Here is a 19187-nt window from a genome sequence, read left to right as displayed (position 1 = left end):
ATCATCGACACCACCATCAGACAGACCAGCACGAAGATCGGCAATCCGACCACGGTGATGACCTGCTGGAGCGCGTTCAGCGCCTCGTCGCCGGCAAGGACCATCAGCGAGGCGGCGACGGCGCCCTCTGCCACGCCCCAGAACACGCGCTGGCGGACCGGGCCGGCCGTCTGTTCGCCCGAGCAGAGCATGTCGACCACCAGCGACGCCGAATCCGACGAGGTGGCGAAGAAGATCGCCACGATCACGACCGCGACGCCTTGCACGAATGTCGTGGCAGGAAAGCTCTCGAAGAAGGCGAACATCGCGAGCGGCACGCTTTCGGCCACGGCGTCCGAGATGCGGCCGGCCTGCTCGCCCAGGTCGGCGCGGGCGGCCACGCCGATGCCGTCGATTCCCATCGCGGACCAGCCGAAGATGGCGAACCAGACCACCGTGAAGGCCGAAGGCGCGAACAGGACGCCAAGGACGAACTCGCGGATCGTGCGCCCCTTGGAAATGCGCGCGACGAAGAGGCCGATGAAGGGTGACCACGTCACCGTCCAGGCCCAGTAGAACACGGTCCAGCTGCCCTGCCAGCCCCAGTCCTCGGTGTCTGGACGGTAGCTGGCCATCATGTCGTTCCAGAAGGCCAGCCGGGGCAGGTTCGAGATGTAGATGCCGATGGTCTCGACCACGCCGCGCAGCAGGAACAGGGTCGATCCGGTCACGAGCACGAACAGCATCAGCGCGACGGCCATGCCGATGTTGATGTTCGACAGGAGCTTAACGCCGTTATCGAGGCCCGCGACGATCGAGGTCACGGCAACGGCCGTCAGCACGGCCAGGATGGCGAGGCGCAGCGGCGTTGCGTCCGGCCAGCCGAAAAGCTCTTCCAGCCCCGCCGCGATCTGGCTGGTGCCGAGGCCGAGTGACACCGCCACGCCAAAGACGGTTCCCAGCACGGCGGCGATGTCGATGCTCTTGCCGATCGGGCCCTCGATACGCTTGCCCAGAAGGGGCCAGAACACAGAGCTGACCCGCACCGGCAGCTTGTAGCGGTAGATCGCGTAGGCGAAGGCGAGCCCCGGCAGCGTGAAGATCGTCCAGGTGTGCAGCGCGAGGTGATAGTTGGCGATGGCGATGGCATCGCGCGCGGCCTCGGGCGAATACGGCTCGACGCCGGGAAGGGGCGGGTTCGAGAAATGCGAGATCGGCTCGGCCACGCCCCAGAACATCAGCACCGTGCCGATGCCGCCCGCAAATAGCATCGTGAACCACGACAGGTTCGAATATTCGGGCCGCGCGTCGTCTCCGCCCAGGCGGATATGGCCGTAGGACGAGAACGCGGCAAAGAGCAGGAAGCCGAGCCAGACGTTCACGCCCAGGATGAAGAACCAGCCCAGCTTGGCGACGACCCAGCCCCGTGCCGCCGCGAAGGCCTCGCCGATCGGACCCGGTGCGACGGCCAGCGCGACCACGAAGATGATCATGAGCACGGCCGAGACGAAGAAGATCGTGGCGTCGGTTCGTAGCCCGAGCCGTTGGGCGAGATCGCGCATGAGAGGACCTTTGACTGATATCCGCAGGCAAGTAGGCCGTTTCCCCGCGGGGGGCAGTCCAGGTCCTTAAAAAGCGCCGGAAGGCGCTAGACGGTGTCGGTGGCCTCGTTCACGCGACTCCAGCGGACCGACGACAGAAGCGCCGCACCGATCAGGACCACGCCGATCAGGCCCGTGACCACCTCGGGGATGTGCATCAGCGGCTGGAGGAACATGATGATCGCAAGGACGAGGATCGCGTAGAAGGCCCCGTGCTCGAGGAAGCGGTACGCGGAGAGGGTGCCTTTCTCGACCAGCATGATCGTCATCGACCGGACATACATCGCCCCGATCCCCAGCCCGATGGCGATGATGAAGAGGTTCTGCGTCAGGGCGAAGGCGCCGATCACCCCGTCGAACGAGAAGCTCGCGTCCAGCATCTCGAGGTAGAGGAAAGCGCCGAGGCCGCCCTGGACCGCGACCTTCTCCGGGCCACGGCTGTCGAGTGCGGCCCCAACCGCGTGCACCACGAGGTAAGTGAGCATGCCCCACATCGCCATGGTCAGGAATCGCCCCGACTGCGCGTCCGGGAAGAACTGCGAGACGCCCAGAAGCACCGCAATCGTCACCAGGACGTCCGTGCCGCGGGTCGATCCGTGGCGGGCGAAGAATTTCTCCAGCCCGCCCAGCCAGTGCGCGTCCTTGTCGGGGTCGAGGAAGAAGGACAGTGCCACCATCAGAAGGAACGTGCCGCCGAAGGCCGCGATGTCCGGATGCGCCTCTTTCATGATGTGCGCGTATTGCGCCGGGTCCTCGGCGGCGAGGACCACAGCCGCCCACGGCCCGGTTCCGGCGGCAATCGCGACGATGGCCAGCGGAAACACGATGCGCATCCCGAAGACGGCGATGATGATGCCCCAGGTCAGGAAGCGGTGCTGCCAGACCGGCGACATGCGCTTCAGCACGTTGGCGTTGACGATGGCGTTGTCGAAGGACAGCGAGATCTCGAGCGCGGCCAGCACCGTCGTGATGAAGAGGAACTGCAACATTCCCTGCACGGTCCCGGTAAAGGACCATCCCACCCAGACCGATAGCGCAAGGCCGATGGCGGTGAAGGCGAAGGCCCAAGTGAAGTAGCGCAACGTAGACGACATGGGGATCCTTCCGGGTGGTCGCGTCGTGCCCACATAAGGGGTTGTGCCGCGGCTTGCACCCAGGATTGCTTGCGCGTGCGCCGGTGCGGCGGCAGTGTCCCGCCATGCAGCCCCCCGTCTTCCGCCTGCGCATCGTCTTTCCCGGCCGCGGCATGGTCGGGCCCGGCAAGGCCGAGCTGTTGCAGCGGATCGGAGAGACAGGCTCGATCGCGGCGGCGGGGCGGGCCATGGGCATGAGCTACAAGCGCGCCTGGCAACTGGTAGAGACGATGAACACGACGTTCTCGGCGCCCGTGGTGACCAGCGTGCGCGGCGGAGCGCGGGGCGGCGGCGCAACCCTGACCGCAACGGGGGTCCAGGTGCTGGCAGCATACGTCGCCGCGGTCGAGGCGGCCTCGGCCGCGGCAGGTCCGGGAGCTGACCGGCTGGCGGCCCTGCTGCGCGAGGAAGGCGACTAGCCGACCGATATGTCCGCGCGAAAATATCGCTTGCGAGTGCGGCATCCGGACGCGATGCTTCGGCCGTTCCCGACCGCGAGGTGCGCCATGCTCAGACCGTTTGCCTGCTGCCTGGTGCTTTTGCCGGTGCAGGCCGGTGCTGCAGATGTCACCGTCCTTGCCGCGGCGAGCCTGAAGACCGCGCTCGATCAGGCCGTCTTTGCCTATGAAGAAAGCAGCGGCGACGAGGTAAGCCTGGTCTATGCGGGGTCGTCGGCGCTTGCACGGCAGATCGTGCAGGGGGCGCCCGCTGACGTCTTCATCTCGGCCAATCCCGGCTGGATGGACGAGGTCGCGGCCGCCGGACGTCTTGCCCCCGGCTCACGGCGCGACCTGCTGGGCAACCGCCTTGTCCTCGTTTCCGGCACCGAGGGGCCGGCGGCCGACGTCGCCCACGCGGACGAGATGCCAGCGGTGACGAAAGAGGGGCGGATCGCGATGGCGCTCGTCGATGCGGTGCCGGCGGGACTCTACGGTCGGGCGGCGCTGGAGACGTTGGGCCTGTGGGCCGACTACGCCCCCCGCGTGGTGCAGGCCGACAACGCGCGCGCGGCCCTCGCCCTTGTGGCGATGGGGGCCGCGCCTTTGGGCATCGTTTACGCCACCGACGCCGCGGCCGAACCGCGCGTGCATGTGCGCGGCCGGTTCGCCCCCGAGCTGCACCCAGCGATCCGCTATCCCGCCGCCGTGCTGGAAGGCAGCGAGACCGGTGCGACGTTCCTCGACTGGCTAAAAGGGGATGCCGCCTCGGCCATCTTCGCCGACGCCGGGTTCGAGGTGATCGACTGAATGGGCTGGCTCGGCCCGGACGCCGCGGCCGCGCTGCTGCTGTCGCTGAAGGTGTCGCTTTGGGCGACGGTGGTCAGCCTGCCCCTTGGTGTGCTGGTGGCCCACGCGCTGGCGCGGTGGTCCTTTCCGGGGCGGCAGGTGCTGAACGGGCTGGTCCACCTGCCGCTGATCCTGCCGCCGGTCGTGACAGGCTACCTCTTGCTGATCGGCTTTGGCCCACAGGGGCCGCTGGGGCCGGTCGGTGCGTTCTTCGCCTTTCGCTGGACCGGCGCGGCGCTGGCGGCGGGTGTGATGGCGTTTCCGCTGATGGTGCGCGCCATCCGTCTGTCGATCGAGGCGGTCGATCCGGGGCTGGAGGATACCGCCCGCACCCTTGGCGCCGCGCGGCCCTGGGTGTTCCTGACCGTCACGCTGCCGATGATCCTGCCGGGTGTATTGACCGGCGCGGTTCTCGCCTTTGCCAAGGCGATGGGAGAGTTCGGGGCCACGATCACCTTCGTCTCGAACATCCCCGGCGAGACGCGCACCCTGCCCACGGCGATCTACACCTTCCTGCAGGTTCCGGGGGGCGAGGATGACGCGCTGAAGCTTGTCGCCCTGTCGGTGGCCGTGGCGATGGGGGCGCTGGCGCTTTCGGAATGGCTCGGGACGCGAGTCGCCCGGCGGGTGGCGGGGCGGTGAGCCTGTTCGTCCACGTCCGCCGTGCCGTGCCGGGCTTCACGCTCGACGCCGCGTTCGAGGCACCGGCGGGCGTGACGGTGCTGTTTGGGCCGTCGGGCTCGGGGAAGACGACGCTGGTCAACGCGATCGCGGGCTTGGTCCGTCCCGATGCGGGGCGGATCGTGGTGGACGACCAGGCGCTGTTCGATAGCCGCTCAAAGGTGGACGTGCCGGTGCATCGCCGCGGCCTCGGCACGGTGTTCCAGGATGCGCGCCTGTTCCCGCACCTGACCGTCCGGCAGAACCTGTCTTACGGGCGCTGGTTCTCGCGGGGCCGCCCCTCTCTCGGGCCGGTGGTCGACATGCTGGGGATCGGGCATCTGCTGGATCGCCGTCCCGCCGCGCTGTCGGGGGGCGAGCGGCAGCGTGTCGCCATAGGGCGCGCGCTTCTGTCCGAGCCGCGGCTGATCCTGGCAGACGAACCGCTGGCCGCGCTCGACGAGGCCCGCAAACGCGAGATCCTGCCCTATTTCGAGCGGCTCCGCGACGAGGCGGGGGTGCCGATCCTCTATGTCAGCCACAACGCGGCCGAGGTCGCGCGGCTTGCCACAACGGTTGTCGCGCTTGAGGGCGGCCGCGTTATCGCCCACGGATCGGCGGCCCAGGTGCTTGGTGATGCCGCGGTCGCGCCGGTGGGGGTCCGCGCCATCGGGGCCGTGCTGACGGCGCGGGTGGCGCGGCACCACGACGACGGATTGACCGAGCTCGACGCCGGGGGCGTTCCGCTGTTCCTGCCGCTGGTGGATCGGCCCGTGGGGGTGACGCTGCGCATCAGGATCGCGGCGCACGAGGTGATCCTGTCACGCGAGGTGCCGGTTGGGATGTCGGCGCTGAACCACATCCCCGGCACCGTCGCTGCGCTGCGGGACGGGGAGGGGCCGGGGGTGATCGTGACGCTCGACACGGCGGCGGGGCGGGTTCTGGCGCGCATCACCCGCCGGTCGGCCGGGGCGATGGGGCTGGCACCGGGACAGCCCTGTGTGGCGGTCATGAAATCCGTCGCGGTCGCGCGCGAGGATGCGGGCGGCTGAGGCCGATCAGCGTCCCTCCGTCATGGCACGGGCGGTGGCCGCGATCAGCCGCAGGTCGAGAAGCAGCGAGCGGGTGCGGGCATAGGTCTCGTCAAAGCCGACCCGGGTGGCGAAATCGGTGCGCCCGCGGTCCGAGACCTGCCAGAGCCCCGTCAGGCCCGGGCGCAGGCGAAAATACCCGATGCCGCCGGCCGCGCGATAGAGTGCCTCTTGTTCGGCCATGAAGGGGCGGGGACCGACAAGGCTCATCTCGCCACGCGCGACGTTCCACAGCTGCGGCAACTCGTCGAGGCTGGTGCGGCGCAGAAGGCGCCCCAGCCGGGTCACGCGCGGGTCGTGGCGAAGCTTCTGGTTGTGCGCCCACTCGATTGCCAGCGCCGTGTCGGCGGCGCAGAGGCGGGCCAGGGCGGCGTCGGCGTCGGGAATCATGCTGCGGAACTTCCACAGGCGGAACGGGGTGCCGTCCTTGCCGATCCGTGTCTGCGCGTAGAATGGCTGCCCGCCCCCCAGCACGAGCGCTGCCCAGACAACGGCCAGCAGCGGCAGGATGAGGGGTAGAAGCAGGGCCAGGACGATCAGGTCGAGGGCCCGCTTCGCCGGGTCGTGGCCCGCCCGGACGAACCGGCCGGGGAGGGATTCGCTGACTGGCATCTTGGCCCATCTCCTTGCATCGACGGAGATGGACATTCGCCATTACTGCTTAACACGCCGTTTATCATGAACGGCGGTTAACCGAGTTGGCGACAATGCGAGACGCTTTTCCGGCGTCAGTCCTCGCTGCCCTTGAAGACGCCGATGGCGTGGACGACGCGGCGACAGGACGCCTCGTCCCCCACGGTGATGCGCAGGCAGTTCGGCAGGCCGTAGCCAGCCACCTGCCGCACCAGAAGGCCCTCGGACCTCAGGTGGGCGTTGCAGGCCTCGGCCTCTTCGGTGCTGTCGAAGCGGGCGAGGACGAAATTCGCGGTCGATGTGTCGGACATCACGCCGATCTCGGCCAGCGCCTTGGCCATCCAGGTGCGCATCCGCGCGTTCTCGGCTCGCGAGCGGTTCACGTAGTCGCGGTCGCGCACGGCGGCCTCGGCTGCGGCAAGCTGCAACGCGCCAAGGTTGAACGGTCCGCGCACGCGGTTCAACACGTCGACCACGTGGGCCGGGGCGTAGGCCCATCCGACACGCAGCCCGCCGAGACCGTAGATCTTGGAGAAGGTGCGCGTCATCACGACATTCTCGCGCTTGGACACGAGCCGCGCGCCGCCGTCATAGCCTTCGACATACTCGGCATAGGCGCCGTCCAGCACCAGAAGGACGTTGTCCGGCAGCTCGGCCGCCAGGCGCCCGATCTCGTTCCCGCCCAGCATGGTGCCGGTGGGGTTTGCGGGGTTGGCGACGAAGACGAGCTTGGTGCGGAAGTTCACCGCATCGAGGATGCGATCCACGTCCACCTTGCGCTCGTGCTCGGGCACGCAGACGGGTGTGCCCCCCGCGGCGAGGGTCGAAAGCCGATACATCGAGAAGCCGTGCTCGGTGTGGATCACCTCGGTCCCCGGCCCGGTATAGGCGGTGCAGAGCATGTGGATCAGCTCGTCCGAACCGGCGCCGCAGACGATCATCTCGGGATCGAGGCCGTGGACCTCACCGATCGCGGTGCGCAGGCTCGCGTGATCGGTCGAGGGGTAGCGGTGCAGCAGATGTTCGACCTTGCGCAGGACCTTGCGGGCGGATTCGGGCGGTCCGAACGGGTTTTCGTTCGACGACAGCTTGACGACATCCTTGACCCCAGGGGCACTGCTGGCGCCGCCCTGGTAGGGGGCGATCTGCATGACGCCGGGTTTCGGCTCGATGGCGTGGGACATGTGCGGGAACTCCTCGACGGTCCCTCTCTAGCGAGCCTGTGGGCCGTGGGGAAGCCCGCGGAGTGGTTCCGCTGAAGCAATCAGGCGCGATACGGGGCCAGGTTGCGCCTGGGGACCCAACCGGACTGCCCATCGCCTGATCGGTAATACACCCGGCCGTGGATCTCTGTTTCGCTGGAGAGGATCTGGCCATTGCGGCATGTGAGTTCTGTGGCGGTGTAACCGTGCCTCGCGCGGGCGATGCCGCCGCACCATACGACGAGGCTGTCCGGTATTCAGTCCTTCAATCCCGCGTCGGCACGTGCCCAGAGCTAGATATGGCCATGCCGATCATCATTGCGGCTCGTGAGATGAAGGAGCTCTGCGGCATCGAGTCGGATGGTGCCGCGTATGCCGCATGCCAGTCCACGACGAGACGGCAAGTTGCGGTAGTCGACGTCACCATGCACGGCCCTCGTTCTGGGTCGGTAGCCATCGTTGCGCGAAGACGGCGTGGCTTGCAGCACCAGCGAAGCAGTATCGGATGGTGCATGCAAACAAGAAAGGCCGCCCCGGGCGGGACGGCCTTGAACATGCGTCTGACGGCGCCCTTAGTTCTGGGCGTAGTATGGCGCGGAAAAAAGTCGCTGCGAAAACAGGCCCTTACGCTTCCACCCATCCGTGAAGCCGTAACAGTTGCCGTTGCAGTTCGACGGGACATCTTCACGTGCTGGGCACGCTCGTGAGCGCGTTGAGGCGACGGCCGGTCATTCCGTCCCTGTGACTCAGCGTGCTCGCAACACCAGAACACCCTCATAGCACCTGGCTCGGTCTTTCCCCGTGAGTCTGCGAGGCCAATATCTGAGGGTGTCAGCTTAGTAAGCTACGGCCACCTGGATAGCGCAAACTCCACGATCCCGTTGGCTCGCGCTTGGAGAGCCGTCGGATTCCACTCCGCGAACTCTTCTGCGAAGTTACGGGTAGTCGAGAAGATCGAGCCTCCGAACGCTTCTCTTTTCTGTGCATAGCCCGCTCGCGAAACTTGCGGATTCATGGTCTCCGTCAGGGGAAGGAGGTTTGCCCATGTGTGAACTACGCTCTCCCAATCCGGGCCAAATACTTCGATCCACTCGTCGGTTGGCTTTTGCGGAAGGATGTGCTCAATGTGGAAGTCATCTTGTGGCGTCTCGCCTTGAACGGCGATTTCGAGCTCGGCCAGAGCATATTTAACCACCTTTCGATCATATAGGTTTCCTGCTCGCAGCGCGCTTTCGAACTCACTGTCGCGAGGCCACGAGATCGTAGGCTTGCCGCGGATGTGAGCTTCGAAGTTGCCGGCCGTGACTGCAGGATAACCGGCACCGCCTCTGCTTGAAGTCAACTCACGCCACATCCCCTTAAATACCGCATGCAGACCAGTTGGTTCGATTCCGCATATGGCGCGCCGGAATAGGAAGGATTCAAGGCGGCCCAGAATATCTATTGCAACATCATGCTGAATGTTTCCAGCCTTAACTTCGAAGATCAACCGCATCACAAACGCGTAGGTGGACGAAGGTTTGTTTAGCCGGTGTATCTTGTTAACGGCAACTTCCAAGTTATCAGAAATTTCTCCGACTTTCGATCCAGCCTCTAGCGACATATATATCGAGGAGAAGCGACGCATGTCGTGAATTAGATCGTGCTGTGCGGCCGCTTCAGCGGCGTTGGCGTGCGCGAGGGTCAGTAACTGCGCGGATTCTTGGTAGCGCAGCGAGCCGGTGGGCAAGTGGAAGCCGAAGTGCAGCGCCCAGTAATCCACGTCAGCGTGATGATGCTCGCCCTTGGCCTGAGCTTCTCTCACCTCCCGCGCATAGGAAAGGTTTCGGAGCGCGTTGTCCTCACCGCCCAGGAAGGCTCCCATTGCTTCCCGATCGGTCGCACGTTCTTCGATGTCAGCTTCGACGAGGCTGCGGTACACCTCACGGGCCGCGCGCTGAACTTGCTCACTGGTGGGTTCCGGGCGAGGGGAAGCAAGTTCAACTGCTGCTGCGACGTCGAGCTGTATTTTGACGAGAGCGGCCGGAGCGCGGCGGCGCGCTTCTCGTCGATCAGCCATGCCCAAGCTACGCCAAATCTCGTCCTGCCCCACGGCGGCGCGTTCCGTGACGGGCACGTGGTATCGGACGTAGAAGTTTCGGGTTCCGCTGCGCGTCGTGATGCAGTCTGAAACGCCCATACCGTAACAGCCCCAAGCCAATCCACCGTAACAGAGGCGTATCGACAAGGGGCTGAAATCGCAACACTTCTTGTAGTGCTGGCCTTACAGCACGGCGCCCTTAGTTCTGGGCGTAGTATTCGATGACGAGGTTCGGTTCCATCTGCACCGCGTAGGGCACGTCGCCCAGGCCGGGGATGCGCACGAAGGTCGCGGTCATCTTGGAGTGGTCGGTCTCGATGTAGTCGGGCACGTCACGCTCGGCCAGCTGGACGGCTTCCAGCACCGAGGCGAGCTGCTTGGACTTCTGGCGCACCTCGATGACGTCGCCTTCCTTCACGCGGTAGGAGGGGATGTTCACCTTCTGACCGTTCACCGTGACGTGCCCGTGGTTCACGAACTGGCGCGCGGCCCAGATCGTCGCCACGAACTTGGCGCGGTAGACAACGGCGTCGAGGCGGCTTTCGAGCAGACCGATGAGGATCTCGCCGGTGTCACCGCGGCGACGCTCGGCTTCGGCATAGATGCGGCGGAACTGCTTTTCGGTCAGGTCGCCGTAGTAGCCCTTGAGCTTCTGCTTGGCGCGAAGCTGCAGGCCGAAGTCGGAAACCTTGCCCTTGCGGCGCTGGCCGTGCTGGCCGGGGCCATATTCGCGGCGGTTGACCGGGGATTTCGGACGACCCCAGATGTTCTCGCCCATCCGGCGGTCGATCTTGTACTTGGCAGAGGTGCGTTTTGTCACCGTCTGATCTCCTTCGTGTGCGTTTCGAAGGGCGTTGTCCTCTCCCTGGATTTTGCCAGAGCGACAGGCATCCCCTTGCGGGGGCCCCCAACACCAATGAAGCGCGCCTTATACGCCGGCTCGGGCCAGAGTCAACAGGCGGCTCGCTGCATGTCATCCCGCACGCCGCAAGGCGCGGCGACCGGCGCCGTCATGGACCAGGATGCGCGCCTCGGCTGCTTTCAGCAGGCGGCGCGCAGGGGCGCCATAGCTGTCGGGGCCGCGGACGAGGTCGGGCATGGCCGCAAGCAGCCGATCATACTGGCCGGCCGGAATCGCGTCGAGGTCGGTGTCGGCGGGGTGGAAGCTTTCGGCGGCCACTCCGTTCGCCCAGACCACCTGGTGGCGGGGTAGCATGACGTGGACATAGGTCAGACCGACGCTGCGCCGGTCGATATGGATTCCGCGATACCCAGCGAGGTCCGAGGCGGCGACCAGCACCTCGGGCGTGTTGAACAGCGCTCGGGCCGCCTGCCCGCGCACCAGCAGCCGGTGGCGGGGGGACAGCAGTAGGTCGCCGCGCGGGTCCTCGGCGTCGAACGCGCCCGAGGGAATGCGGACGGGGCGCAGGTGCGGCATGACGTGCAGCCGCCCGTCCGAGATTTCGCGGTGCCCGGTCCACAGGACCGGTTGCGGACCGTCGTCGCGGGTCAGCACCCGATCACCCACGCGCAGAAGCTCGATCGGGGTGGGGCCGCACTCGGTCGTGATCGTGGTGCCCGCGGCAAAGCAGATGGTGCGCGGCGGATCTGCGCGGCGGCGCATGGCGCTGGCGTTCCGGACGGTCAGAACCGTGCGGGCAGGGGGCGGGCGGTCGGTGAAGAGGATCAGGGGCCGCGTCGCGCTCGCCAGCCCCAGCAGTGCGGCGCCGTAGGACGTCACGCCGTCCGAAAGGGTGAACTGGGCGTCGATGGTCCCGGGTTCTTCGATGTCGGGATGGGCGTGGATGTCGGCCTTGCGCAGCATCCTTGAGGCGACGCGCCCGGCGCGCCGGCGCAGCTCGCGCCCGCCGATCGGGTCGGTCAGGGTCAGGATGTCGGAGGCCCCGTCGATGCGTAGGGGCTGCCCATCATAGGACAGCTCGGCCCCGGCGACCAGGGCTTCGGGTGTGGCGTCTGCCCGGCCGTCGATGCGGATGTCCGACCACGGCAGAACGTAAGTCCCCCGCGCCTGCGTCGCGTCGCTCATGGTGTCTGCCTCGTCGCGGTCTTTTCGCCGCTGTTGCAAGCGTAACACCCGGCCTGCCGCCCGGCCAAGTCTGCGCATCCCTTCCCGCAAGGCTGTTGCCGACCGGTCACCGGCGGGGGTGGCACCCCGGCGCGGCGCCTTGTATCGGTGCGGCGAACGAAAAGGGGGCCTGCATGGAGATCTGCCGGACCAAGGCGGCGCTGCGCGAGACGCGCGCACGGCTGTGCGAGGGTGGCGCGCGGATCGGGCTGGTCCCGACGATGGGCTACCTGCACGAGGGGCACCTGACCCTGATCCGACGGGCGAAGGCCGAGACCGACCGCGTCGTCGTGTCGATCTTCGTCAATCCGACGCAGTTCGGCCCGACCGAGGATTTCGACGCCTATCCCCGCGACGAGGCACGCGATTTCGCGCTGCTCGAGGCCGAGGGCGTGGACGCCGTCTTTGCGCCCGAGCCGTCCGAGATGTACGACCCCGCGGCCGAAACGATGGTCGAACCGACCGGCCTGTCGCGCATCCTGATCGGGCGACTTCGTCCCGGCCATTTCCGCGGCGTGGCGACCGTGGTGACGAAGCTGCTCAACATCGTGCAGCCGGCCCACGCCTATTTCGGACGCAAGGATTACCAGCAGCTCGCCGTGATCCGCCGGGTGGTGAGCGACCTCGACATTCCGGTCGAGATCTCCGGCGTGGATATCGTGCGCGAGGAGGATGGGCTGGCCATGTCCTCGCGCAACGTGCGGCTGACCGAGGCGGACCGTGCGGCGGCTCCTGCGCTGCATGGTGCCCTGCAAGAGGGGCGGACGGCGATCGAGGGCGGGCGGACGGTCGAGTCGGCGCGCAAGATCATCCGGCGCGTGCTGCAGGGTGCTGCCGGGGCCGAGATCAGCTCGATCGACATTCGCGATGCAGAGGGCCTGGGGCAGGTGATGGGGCGCCCCGAGCGGCCCGTGGTCATCCTGCTGGCCGTTCGTTTCGGCACCGTGCTACTGATCGACAACATGATTGCAGACCCCCGGGAGAGCGCATGAGCACCGAAAAGCAGAAGCCCGTCCGCCGCGTGACGGTTCCCCAGATCGCCGCGCGCAAAGGGGGCGAGCCGATCGTCTCGCTGACCTCTTACCACGCGCACACGGCCGCCATCGTCGACCGCTATGCCGATTTCATCCTGGTGGGCGACAGCCTTGGCATGGTGATGCACGGGATGGAGACGACCGTGGGCGTGTCGCTCGAGCTGATGATCATGCACGGGCGGGCCGTCGTGCGCGGCACCAAGCGCGCGCTGGTCGTCGTGGACATGCCCTTCGGCAGCTACGAGGAAAGCCCCGGCATCGCCTTCCGCAATGCTGCCCGGATCATGCAGGAGACCCAGTGCGGGGCGGTGAAACTGGAGGGCGGCGCGCGCATGGCCGAAACGGTGCGCTTCCTGACCGAGCGCGGCGTGCCGGTGATGGCGCATATCGGCCTGACCCCGCAGTCGAGCCACGTGATGGGCGGCTTCCGCACCCAAGGGCGCGACGAGGAGACCTGGCCCGCCCATATCGCCGACGCGAAAGCGGTGGCCGAGGCCGGCGCCTTCGCCGTGGTTGTGGAAGGTGTGGTGGAACCCCTGGCGCGCGAGATCACCCGCGCGGTGGACATCCCCACCATCGGCATCGGCGCGAGCGCCGAGTGCGACGGCCAGATCCTTGTGCTCGAGGACATGCTGGGGCTGGGCGAGGGCGCGCCGAAATTCGTCAAGGTTTACGGTCGGCTAGGCGAGGAAATCGAGAACGCGGTCCGCTCTTACAGCGAAGAGGTCAGGAGTCGCGCGTTCCCTGGACCGGATCAAGTTTACCGTTAATGCGGGAGTGGTTGTGGAACGAGTTCGCCATCTGGTGGCGAGATTGTCCCCATAGTTGCACAATACAACCTGCACGTTAAGCATGCACGCAACGTTTGCTTGTGAGTTTAGAGGTTTATCAAGTCTAAACACCGCACGAATTTTCACGGTGCGGTTATGGTATTCACTACTCAGTTTACGGAACTGGTGTCCTCGTTTCGCAGCGTGGACGCCCAGTTGCGTGAGGCCATTCGAACGGACGAACACACAAGAACACATGCGCGGCTGCTCAGGCGTTCGGCCGAGCTTCTCGATCGGATCGAAACCTACCAGCCGACCTGCCGCGAAGAACTCGAAGAGATCGCCGATCATTACGCGCGTCGCCGCGTCGAAGGCGCCGCGATCGGGGCGCGCGCGGCGGCCCGCTTTGCCGATGCGCTGCGTCGTTCGGGCGGAGAGTCCCTTCCGTCACGCGCCTATTCCACCACGCGCGGCACGACCGTTCCCGACCCCCTGCCGGCCCAGATCGAGGGCGAGGATCTTGCGCAGCTTATCGTCCATTGCCGGGGGCGGCTGTCTGCCATCGGTCGGGACAGCCGCTTCATCGCCGTCAGCAGCGCCGAGGCCGCAGAGAGCAGGATGCGGCCGAGCCAGGTGCTCGGCTGCCGGCTTCATGACCTCGTGGAATGCGGCGCGGTCCAGACGCGCGAGTGCCGCGCGCTGGCCCTCGCGCTTGGCGGCCGGCCACAGTGCCACACCCTGCGCGAAGACGGGGCGGCGTTCCGGCGCGTCTGCCTTTCAGGCGTAGTGGACGGCGCGGGACGGCTTTATGCCGTCATCCGCCATGTCGAGCCGGTTCAGATATCACCCGGTACCACCTGATCCGGCGGACGGTGTCCGTCGGCGAAGGTCTTGATGTTGATGATGACCTTCTCGCCCATCTCGGCCCGCCCCTCGACCGTCGCCGAGCCCATATGCGGCAGCAGCACCGTGTTGGGCGAAGCGCGAAGCGCCGAATTGACCTCGTGCCCATGTTCGAACACGTCGAGCCCCGCGCCGGCGATCCTGCCGGCCTGGAGCGCGCGGGCGAGGGCGTTCTCGTCGATCACCTCTCCGCGTGAGGTGTTCACGATCACCGCCGTCGGCTTCATCAGCTCGATGCGCCGTGCGTTCATCAGGTGGAAGGTCGAAGGCGTGTGCGGACAATTGATGCTGATCACGTCCATCCGGGCGACCATGTGATCGAGGCTCTCGTGGTAGGTCGCCTCGAGCGCCTCTTCGATCTGCGACCGCACGGGGCGGCGGTTGTGATAGTGGATCTGCATCCCGAAGGCCCGCGCCCGGCGCGCGACCGCCTGTCCGATGCGCCCCATCCCCAGGATGCCCAGGCGACGCCCCGCGATCCGCCCGCCCAGGAACGCCGTCGGCGCCCAGCCGGTCCACGTCCCCTGGCGCATCGTGTCGAGCGCCTCCGGAATCCGGCGCGTCACGGCGAGCAGCAGCGCGATGGTCATGTCGGCCGTGTCGTCCGTGGCCGCGCCGGGGGTGTTCGACACGAGGATGCCGCGCTGCCGGGCGGTGGCGACGTCGACGTTGTCCACGCCCGAGCCGTAATGCGCGATCAGTTTCAGCCGCTCGCCCGCCCGCGCCAGAAGCGGCGCGTCGATCCGGTCGGTGACCGTGGGCACCAGCACGTCTACGGTCTGGACGGCCTCGACCAGCTCGTCCTGCGTCATCGGGGTGTCGTCCTTGCGCAGGCGCACGTCGAACAGTTCGGCCATGCGGGCCTCGATCTGGTCAGGCAACCGTCGCGTGACGACAACACTCGGGCGATCAGCCGACATCGACATCTCCTCGGCAATTCAAATTGGCGCGCGTTTGGCGCAGGGTGGACGGGAACGGGGCGTGGCACAAGCCGAAGACCCCGCGCCCCTGAAGGGGAACAGGCGGATTGTCCGGGCAAAACGACAGATGAAGACAAGCGTGTTCGCCGCGGTACTGGCCGCGTTCGTGACGGGATTTGCGGCGTACGGCCAAGCGGAAGAGCTTGGGCCGGTGACGAACCTGCCGATCCCGCGGTTCGTGTCGATGAAGGCGAACGAGGGCAACGTGCGGCGCGGCCCGTCGCTGAGCCATCGGATCGACTGGGTTTACCGACGCAAGGACCTGCCGCTGATCATCACAGCCGAATACGGCCACTGGCGTCGCATCGAGGATCGGGACGGGCAGGGCGGATGGGTCCACTACGCGCTGCTGTCCGGCGTGCGCACCGTCCTGGTGGAAAGCGAGACCGCGACGATGCACGCCCTGCCCGACGCGGGTGCGCCCGAGGTCGCGGTCCTGAAGCGCGGCGTCGTGGTCCGCATCGACGAGTGCATCCCCGCCTGGTGCCGGATTTACAAGGCCGGCTATGCCGGGTGGGTGGACAAGGCCAACCTGTGGGGCGTGCTGCCGGGCGAGATCATCGAATAGCGCAGGGTCCCGCAGGCTGGGGAAAGAGGCGCACCGCACCATGCGGCGCGATCAGTTGGCGCGCGGGTCGAGCAGGCGGCGGGCGATGACCTGCGCCTGAATCTCGGCCGCGCCCTCGAAGATGTTGAGGATCCGCGCGTCGCAAAGCACCCGGCTGATGCTGTATTCCAGCGCAAAGCCGTTGCCCCCGTGGATCTGCAAGCCATTATCGGCGGCGGCCCAGGCGACACGAGCGCCCAGAAGCTTTGCCATCCCAGCTTCGAGGTCGCAACGCCGCCCGTGGTCCTTCTGGTAGGCCGAAAAGTAGGTGAGCTGGCGCGCGACCATGATCTCGACCGCCATCATGGCTAGCTTACCGGACACGCGGGGGAAGTCGATCAGCGACTTGCCGAATTGCTTGCGATCCTCGGCATAGCGCATCGCGATGTCGAGTGCGGATTGCGCGACGCCGATGGCGCGGCCGGCGGTCTGGATGCGCGCGGATTCGAAGGTCTCCATCAACTGCTTGAAGCCCTTGCCCTCTTCGCCGCCGAGGAGGTTTTCGCCCTTGACCTCGAACCCGTCGAAGGCGAGCTCGTATTCCTTCATGCCGCGGTAGCCCAGGACCTCGATCTCGCCGCCGGTGATGCCGTCGTCGGGGAAGGGCGCGTTGTCCGTCCCGGGGGTCTTTTCGGCGAGGAACATGGACAAGCCGCTGTAATCCGTTGTGTTCGGATCGGTCCGCGTGAGCAGGGTCATCACGTGCGCGCGGGCCGCGTGGGTGATCCAGGTCTTGTTGCCGGTGATGTTCCATGTGTCGCCGTCCCTAACTGCGCGGGTGCGCAGGCTACCGAGGTCCGACCCGGTGTTCGGCTCGGTGAAGACGGCGGTGGGAAGGATCTCGCCGCTGGCGATGCGGGGCAGCCACGTGTGCTTCTGCATTTCGGTGCCGCCGCCGAGGATCAGTTCGGCCGCGATCTCGGACCGCGTGCCGAGCGAGCCGACGCCGATATAGCCGCGCGACAACTCTTCGGAGACGACGCACATCGATGCCTTGGACAGGCCGAGGCCGCCGTACTCGTCGGGAATGGTCAGGCCGAAGACGCCCAGCTCGGCCATCTCGGAGATGATCTCCATCGGGATCAACTCGTCCTTGAGGTGCCATTCGTGGGCGTGAGGCTCGACCCTGTCCACCGTGAAGCGGCGGAATTGCTCGCGGATCATCTCGAGCTCGTCGTCGAGCCCGGTGCGGCCCACGGTGATCTCGGCCGAGCGCTCGCGCATCAACGTGACGAGGCGGGTGCGGGCGTCCTGCGTGTTGCCGTGCGCGATGAGGGTGCGGATCGCGTCGCCGTCGAGATCTTCGGGCGAGAGGCCCAGGTCCGTCAGGCGCATCATCTCGCCCTGGCTCATCGGCAGACCGCCGCGAAGCTGGGCGAGGTACTCGCCAAAGGCGATCTGGTGGATCAGCGCTTCGACCTCTCCGAACCGGCCCGCTTCGGCCAGCTTCTGGGCCCAGCCCTGCATCTGGCGCAAAGCCTCGGCATAGGTGGCAAGCCACGCCAGCCCGTGGGCCGCGTGCTGGTGAGCCTCGACCGCAGCGCCCGAGACGCGGCCGTCCTCGATGAGAAGCTCGCGGAGTGCGGCGGCGGCCTTGTCCTGCAGCGCCTCGACGGCGGGAACGGCGGCGGCAGTGAGGTCGAGCAGCCCGTCGAGCCGCGCATCATCCGCGCGGATGTCGGTCAGGTCCTGTCCATCATGGGCCATGGTCGGGCTCCTTATGCTGCGATTGCATGGTGAGGTAGCGCGGCCGGATTCGATGCGCAAGAAGATTTCGTAAACTCGTCCGGTAACTTTGCGAAAATGACGCGGAGATTCCGAGTGCGAGTCGCCCGGCTTTGCTGTAGCGGGAGTCATGCTCCTTGATCTTCTACCTCCCGACCTCCTTGTCTTTGCGTTCATCCTGACCTGCCTCGCGGGCTTCGTGAAGGGCGCGGTGGGGTTCGCGATGCCGTTGATCATGATCTCAACCCTGTCGATCCTGATCGATCCGCGGCTGGTGGTGGCCGGGATCGTGCTGCCCATCGTCATGTCGAACGCGCTGCAGGTGGCGCGCGCCGGGTGGACCGAGGCGCGCGCGGCCCTGGTGGAATTCTGGCGCTACATCTTCGTCGTCTGCGTGATGATCGTGGTGGCTGCGCAGTTCCTGACTGTGGTGCCCGTGCGGGTCATCTATGCCGCGCTGGGGGTGCCCGTGGCCGTCCTGTCGGTGGTGCAACTGATCGGCTGGCGTTTCTCGATCACGCCGGAGCGGCGCGGGTTGGCGGATCTTGGTATCGGAGTGGTGGCTGGCGGACTTGGCGGGTTCGCTGGCGTCTGGGGGCCGCCGACGGTGCTGTACCTGCTGGCGCTCGACACGCCGAAGCATCGGCAGCTTGCAGTGCAGGGGGTGGTCTACGGGCTGGGCTCGGTCGCGCTGCTGGCGGGGCATCTGCGATCCGGCATCCTGAATGGTGAGACGGTGTGGTTCTCGCTGTTCCTGCTCGTCCCGGCGGCGCTCGGCATGTGGATTGGATGGCGGGCGGGCGACCGGCTGGACCAAGGTAAGTTCCGGCGGGCGACGCTGGTCGTGCTGATCGTTGCCGGGCTGAACCTGATCCGGCGGGGCATCACCGGATAAAAAAGGCCCCCGCGCGAGATGCACGGGGGCCGGTAGCGTCCAAGGCTCCTCGGATCAGTTCATGATCTCGACGGGAGCGTCTTCGGAAAGCGCCATTTCCGAGTCATACTCGAAGTCGTTGGCGTTCTCGATCTGCTGCTCTGTCAGCTGCTGCAGAACGATCTGGCCGTTCTGGAACGACACCGTGCTCAGCTCGACCGGCACCTGCGTGTCGCCGAGGCCGAGGAAGCCGCCCGAGGACACGATAAGCATGTGCTCGCCGTTCATCTCGATCACGGCGTCGGGGTTGCCGAGGTTATCGCCGTCAGCGGTCACGACTTCCATGTTGGTGATGTCGCCGACCGTCATCTGTGCGCCCTCAGCGGTCATGTCCGCGGACTGCTGCTCGGTCTCGAGCGTGGCTTGCTCATTGTCCGAGGACATGCTGGCCGCGCCCTCCGACTGCTGCTGCTGCGACTGCTGGTCGCGGCGCTGCTGGCGCTCTTCCATGGTCTCGAAGGTGACCTGCGGCTGGCCGCTCTG

The 19187-nt window shown here is 66.6% G+C and carries 19 protein-coding genes; 9 read left to right on the top strand and 10 right to left on the bottom strand.

Going from position 1 to position 19187, the window contains the following annotated elements:
- Positions 1–1541, bottom strand: a 1541-nt coding sequence (locus ACFDS3_RS14595; RefSeq protein WP_375263086.1) for a BCCT family transporter, incomplete at its 3' end; no start/stop codon positions are given.
- Positions 1542–1627: 86 nt separating this feature from the next.
- Positions 1628–2674 (bottom strand): DUF475 domain-containing protein, encoded by a 1047-nt coding sequence (locus ACFDS3_RS14590; protein ID WP_375263085.1) that lies wholly within the window; start codon positions 2672–2674, stop codon positions 1628–1630.
- 104 nt (positions 2675–2778) lie between these two features.
- Between ACFDS3_RS14590 and ACFDS3_RS14585 the strand changes: the two genes are divergently transcribed.
- The 4 genes from ACFDS3_RS14585 (at position 2779) to modC (ending at position 5711) form a co-directional block, all read left to right on the top strand.
- Entirely contained in the window at positions 2779–3132 is a 354-nt protein-coding gene (locus ACFDS3_RS14585) for a winged helix-turn-helix domain-containing protein (RefSeq protein ID WP_375263084.1), read from the top strand.
- Between the two features lie 87 nt (positions 3133–3219).
- Positions 3220–3960, top strand: coding sequence for a molybdate ABC transporter substrate-binding protein (gene modA / locus ACFDS3_RS14580; RefSeq protein WP_375263083.1), 741 nt, complete (start codon positions 3220–3222; stop codon positions 3958–3960).
- A complete protein-coding gene (gene modB, locus ACFDS3_RS14575; protein ID WP_375263082.1) occupies positions 3961–4641 on the top strand; it encodes a molybdate ABC transporter permease subunit in 681 nt (226 codons plus the stop codon).
- The gene (gene modC / locus ACFDS3_RS14570; RefSeq protein ID WP_375263081.1) at positions 4638–5711 is read left to right on the top strand and encodes a molybdenum ABC transporter ATP-binding protein; all 1074 of its coding nucleotides are present in this window, start codon (positions 4638–4640) and stop codon (positions 5709–5711) included. The genes modB and modC overlap by 4 nt, the downstream gene beginning before the upstream one ends.
- A gap of 6 nt (positions 5712–5717) precedes the next feature.
- Here the strand turns inward: modC and ACFDS3_RS14565 are convergent, their stop codons facing one another.
- The 5 genes from ACFDS3_RS14565 to ACFDS3_RS14545 form a co-directional block, all read right to left on the bottom strand.
- Complete coding sequence (locus ACFDS3_RS14565) at positions 5718–6362, bottom strand: sugar transferase (protein WP_375263080.1); 645 nt, start codon at positions 6360–6362, stop codon at positions 5718–5720.
- Positions 6363–6478: 116 nt separating this feature from the next.
- Positions 6479–7567: a histidinol-phosphate transaminase gene (hisC, locus tag ACFDS3_RS14560; protein WP_375263079.1), complete on the bottom strand. Its 1089-nt coding sequence runs from the start codon at positions 7565–7567 to the stop codon at positions 6479–6481.
- 862 nt (positions 7568–8429) lie between these two features.
- Positions 8430–9764, bottom strand: coding sequence for an HNH endonuclease family protein (locus ACFDS3_RS14555; RefSeq protein ID WP_375263078.1), 1335 nt, complete (start codon positions 9762–9764; stop codon positions 8430–8432).
- A gap of 100 nt (positions 9765–9864) precedes the next feature.
- Positions 9865–10485 (bottom strand): 30S ribosomal protein S4, encoded by a 621-nt coding sequence (gene rpsD, locus ACFDS3_RS14550; protein ID WP_375263077.1) that lies wholly within the window; start codon positions 10483–10485, stop codon positions 9865–9867.
- A gap of 153 nt (positions 10486–10638) precedes the next feature.
- Entirely contained in the window at positions 10639–11712 is a 1074-nt protein-coding gene (locus ACFDS3_RS14545; RefSeq protein WP_375263076.1) for a Hint domain-containing protein, read from the bottom strand.
- A gap of 173 nt (positions 11713–11885) precedes the next feature.
- Between ACFDS3_RS14545 and panC the strand changes: the two genes are divergently transcribed.
- The 3 genes from panC (at position 11886) to ACFDS3_RS14530 (ending at position 14416) form a co-directional block, all read left to right on the top strand.
- Positions 11886–12743, top strand: a complete 858-nt coding sequence (gene panC, locus ACFDS3_RS14540; protein ID WP_375263075.1) for a pantoate--beta-alanine ligase — start codon at positions 11886–11888, stop codon at positions 12741–12743.
- Positions 12740–13555 carry a 3-methyl-2-oxobutanoate hydroxymethyltransferase gene (gene panB, locus ACFDS3_RS14535; RefSeq protein ID WP_375263074.1) on the top strand — a complete coding sequence of 272 codons (816 nt, stop codon included), beginning with the start codon at positions 12740–12742 and terminating at the stop codon, positions 13553–13555. The genes panC and panB overlap by 4 nt, the downstream gene beginning before the upstream one ends.
- Before the next feature lie 156 nt (positions 13556–13711).
- The gene (locus ACFDS3_RS14530; protein ID WP_375263073.1) at positions 13712–14416 is read left to right on the top strand and encodes a hypothetical protein; all 705 of its coding nucleotides are present in this window, start codon (positions 13712–13714) and stop codon (positions 14414–14416) included.
- Here the strand turns inward: ACFDS3_RS14530 and ACFDS3_RS14525 are convergent.
- Entirely contained in the window at positions 14392–15378 is a 987-nt protein-coding gene (locus ACFDS3_RS14525; protein ID WP_375263072.1) for a 2-hydroxyacid dehydrogenase, read from the bottom strand. The genes ACFDS3_RS14530 and ACFDS3_RS14525 overlap by 25 nt on opposite strands.
- Before the next feature lie 127 nt (positions 15379–15505).
- On the opposite strand from ACFDS3_RS14525, the gene ACFDS3_RS14520 reads away from it, so the two are divergent.
- Positions 15506–16006: an SH3 domain-containing protein gene (locus ACFDS3_RS14520; RefSeq protein ID WP_375263071.1), complete on the top strand. Its 501-nt coding sequence runs from the start codon at positions 15506–15508 to the stop codon at positions 16004–16006.
- Between the two features lie 51 nt (positions 16007–16057).
- Here ACFDS3_RS14520 and ACFDS3_RS14515 read toward each other — a convergent pair whose 3' ends face one another.
- The gene (locus ACFDS3_RS14515; RefSeq protein ID WP_375263070.1) at positions 16058–17752 is read right to left on the bottom strand and encodes an acyl-CoA dehydrogenase family protein; all 1695 of its coding nucleotides are present in this window, start codon (positions 17750–17752) and stop codon (positions 16058–16060) included.
- Between the two features lie 148 nt (positions 17753–17900).
- Here ACFDS3_RS14515 and ACFDS3_RS14510 point away from each other — a divergent pair, with 148 nt between their 5' ends.
- On the top strand, positions 17901–18665 hold the full coding sequence (locus ACFDS3_RS14510) for a sulfite exporter TauE/SafE family protein (protein ID WP_375263069.1): 765 nt from the start codon (positions 17901–17903) through the stop codon (positions 18663–18665).
- Positions 18666–18719: 54 nt separating this feature from the next.
- Here ACFDS3_RS14510 and ACFDS3_RS14505 read toward each other — a convergent pair.
- A partial coding sequence (locus ACFDS3_RS14505; RefSeq protein WP_375263068.1) for a PRC-barrel domain-containing protein occupies positions 18720–19187 on the bottom strand: 468 nt, incomplete at its 5' end.

The organism is Palleronia sp., from assembly GCF_042089775.1.
Lineage (GTDB): Bacteria > Pseudomonadota > Alphaproteobacteria > Rhodobacterales > Rhodobacteraceae > Palleronia.
This window is presented reverse-complemented; position numbering and strand designations above follow the sequence as displayed.

Coding starts and splice junctions, on each gene's coding strand:
- hisC (WP_375263079.1), bottom strand. CDS start 7,567: ATGTCCCACGCCATCGAGCCGAAACCCGGCGTCATGCAGATCGCCCCC.
- ACFDS3_RS14585 (WP_375263084.1), top strand. CDS start 2,779: ATGCAGCCCCCCGTCTTCCGCCTGCGCATCGTCTTTCCCGGCCGCGGC.
- ACFDS3_RS14555 (WP_375263078.1), bottom strand. CDS start 9,764: ATGGGCGTTTCAGACTGCATCACGACGCGCAGCGGAACCCGAAACTTC.
- ACFDS3_RS14520 (WP_375263071.1), top strand. CDS start 15,506: ATGAAGACAAGCGTGTTCGCCGCGGTACTGGCCGCGTTCGTGACGGGA.
- modB (WP_375263082.1), top strand. CDS start 3,961: ATGGGCTGGCTCGGCCCGGACGCCGCGGCCGCGCTGCTGCTGTCGCTG.
- ACFDS3_RS14515 (WP_375263070.1), bottom strand. CDS start 17,752: ATGGCCCATGATGGACAGGACCTGACCGACATCCGCGCGGATGATGCG.
- ACFDS3_RS14510 (WP_375263069.1), top strand. CDS start 17,901: ATGCTCCTTGATCTTCTACCTCCCGACCTCCTTGTCTTTGCGTTCATC.
- ACFDS3_RS14565 (WP_375263080.1), bottom strand. CDS start 6,362: ATGCCAGTCAGCGAATCCCTCCCCGGCCGGTTCGTCCGGGCGGGCCAC.
- modA (WP_375263083.1), top strand. CDS start 3,220: ATGCTCAGACCGTTTGCCTGCTGCCTGGTGCTTTTGCCGGTGCAGGCC.
- ACFDS3_RS14590 (WP_375263085.1), bottom strand. CDS start 2,674: ATGTCGTCTACGTTGCGCTACTTCACTTGGGCCTTCGCCTTCACCGCC.
- ACFDS3_RS14530 (WP_375263073.1), top strand. CDS start 13,712: ATGGTATTCACTACTCAGTTTACGGAACTGGTGTCCTCGTTTCGCAGC.
- ACFDS3_RS14545 (WP_375263076.1), bottom strand. CDS start 11,712: ATGAGCGACGCGACGCAGGCGCGGGGGACTTACGTTCTGCCGTGGTCG.
- panB (WP_375263074.1), top strand. CDS start 12,740: ATGAGCACCGAAAAGCAGAAGCCCGTCCGCCGCGTGACGGTTCCCCAG.
- panC (WP_375263075.1), top strand. CDS start 11,886: ATGGAGATCTGCCGGACCAAGGCGGCGCTGCGCGAGACGCGCGCACGG.
- ACFDS3_RS14525 (WP_375263072.1), bottom strand. CDS start 15,378: ATGTCGGCTGATCGCCCGAGTGTTGTCGTCACGCGACGGTTGCCTGAC.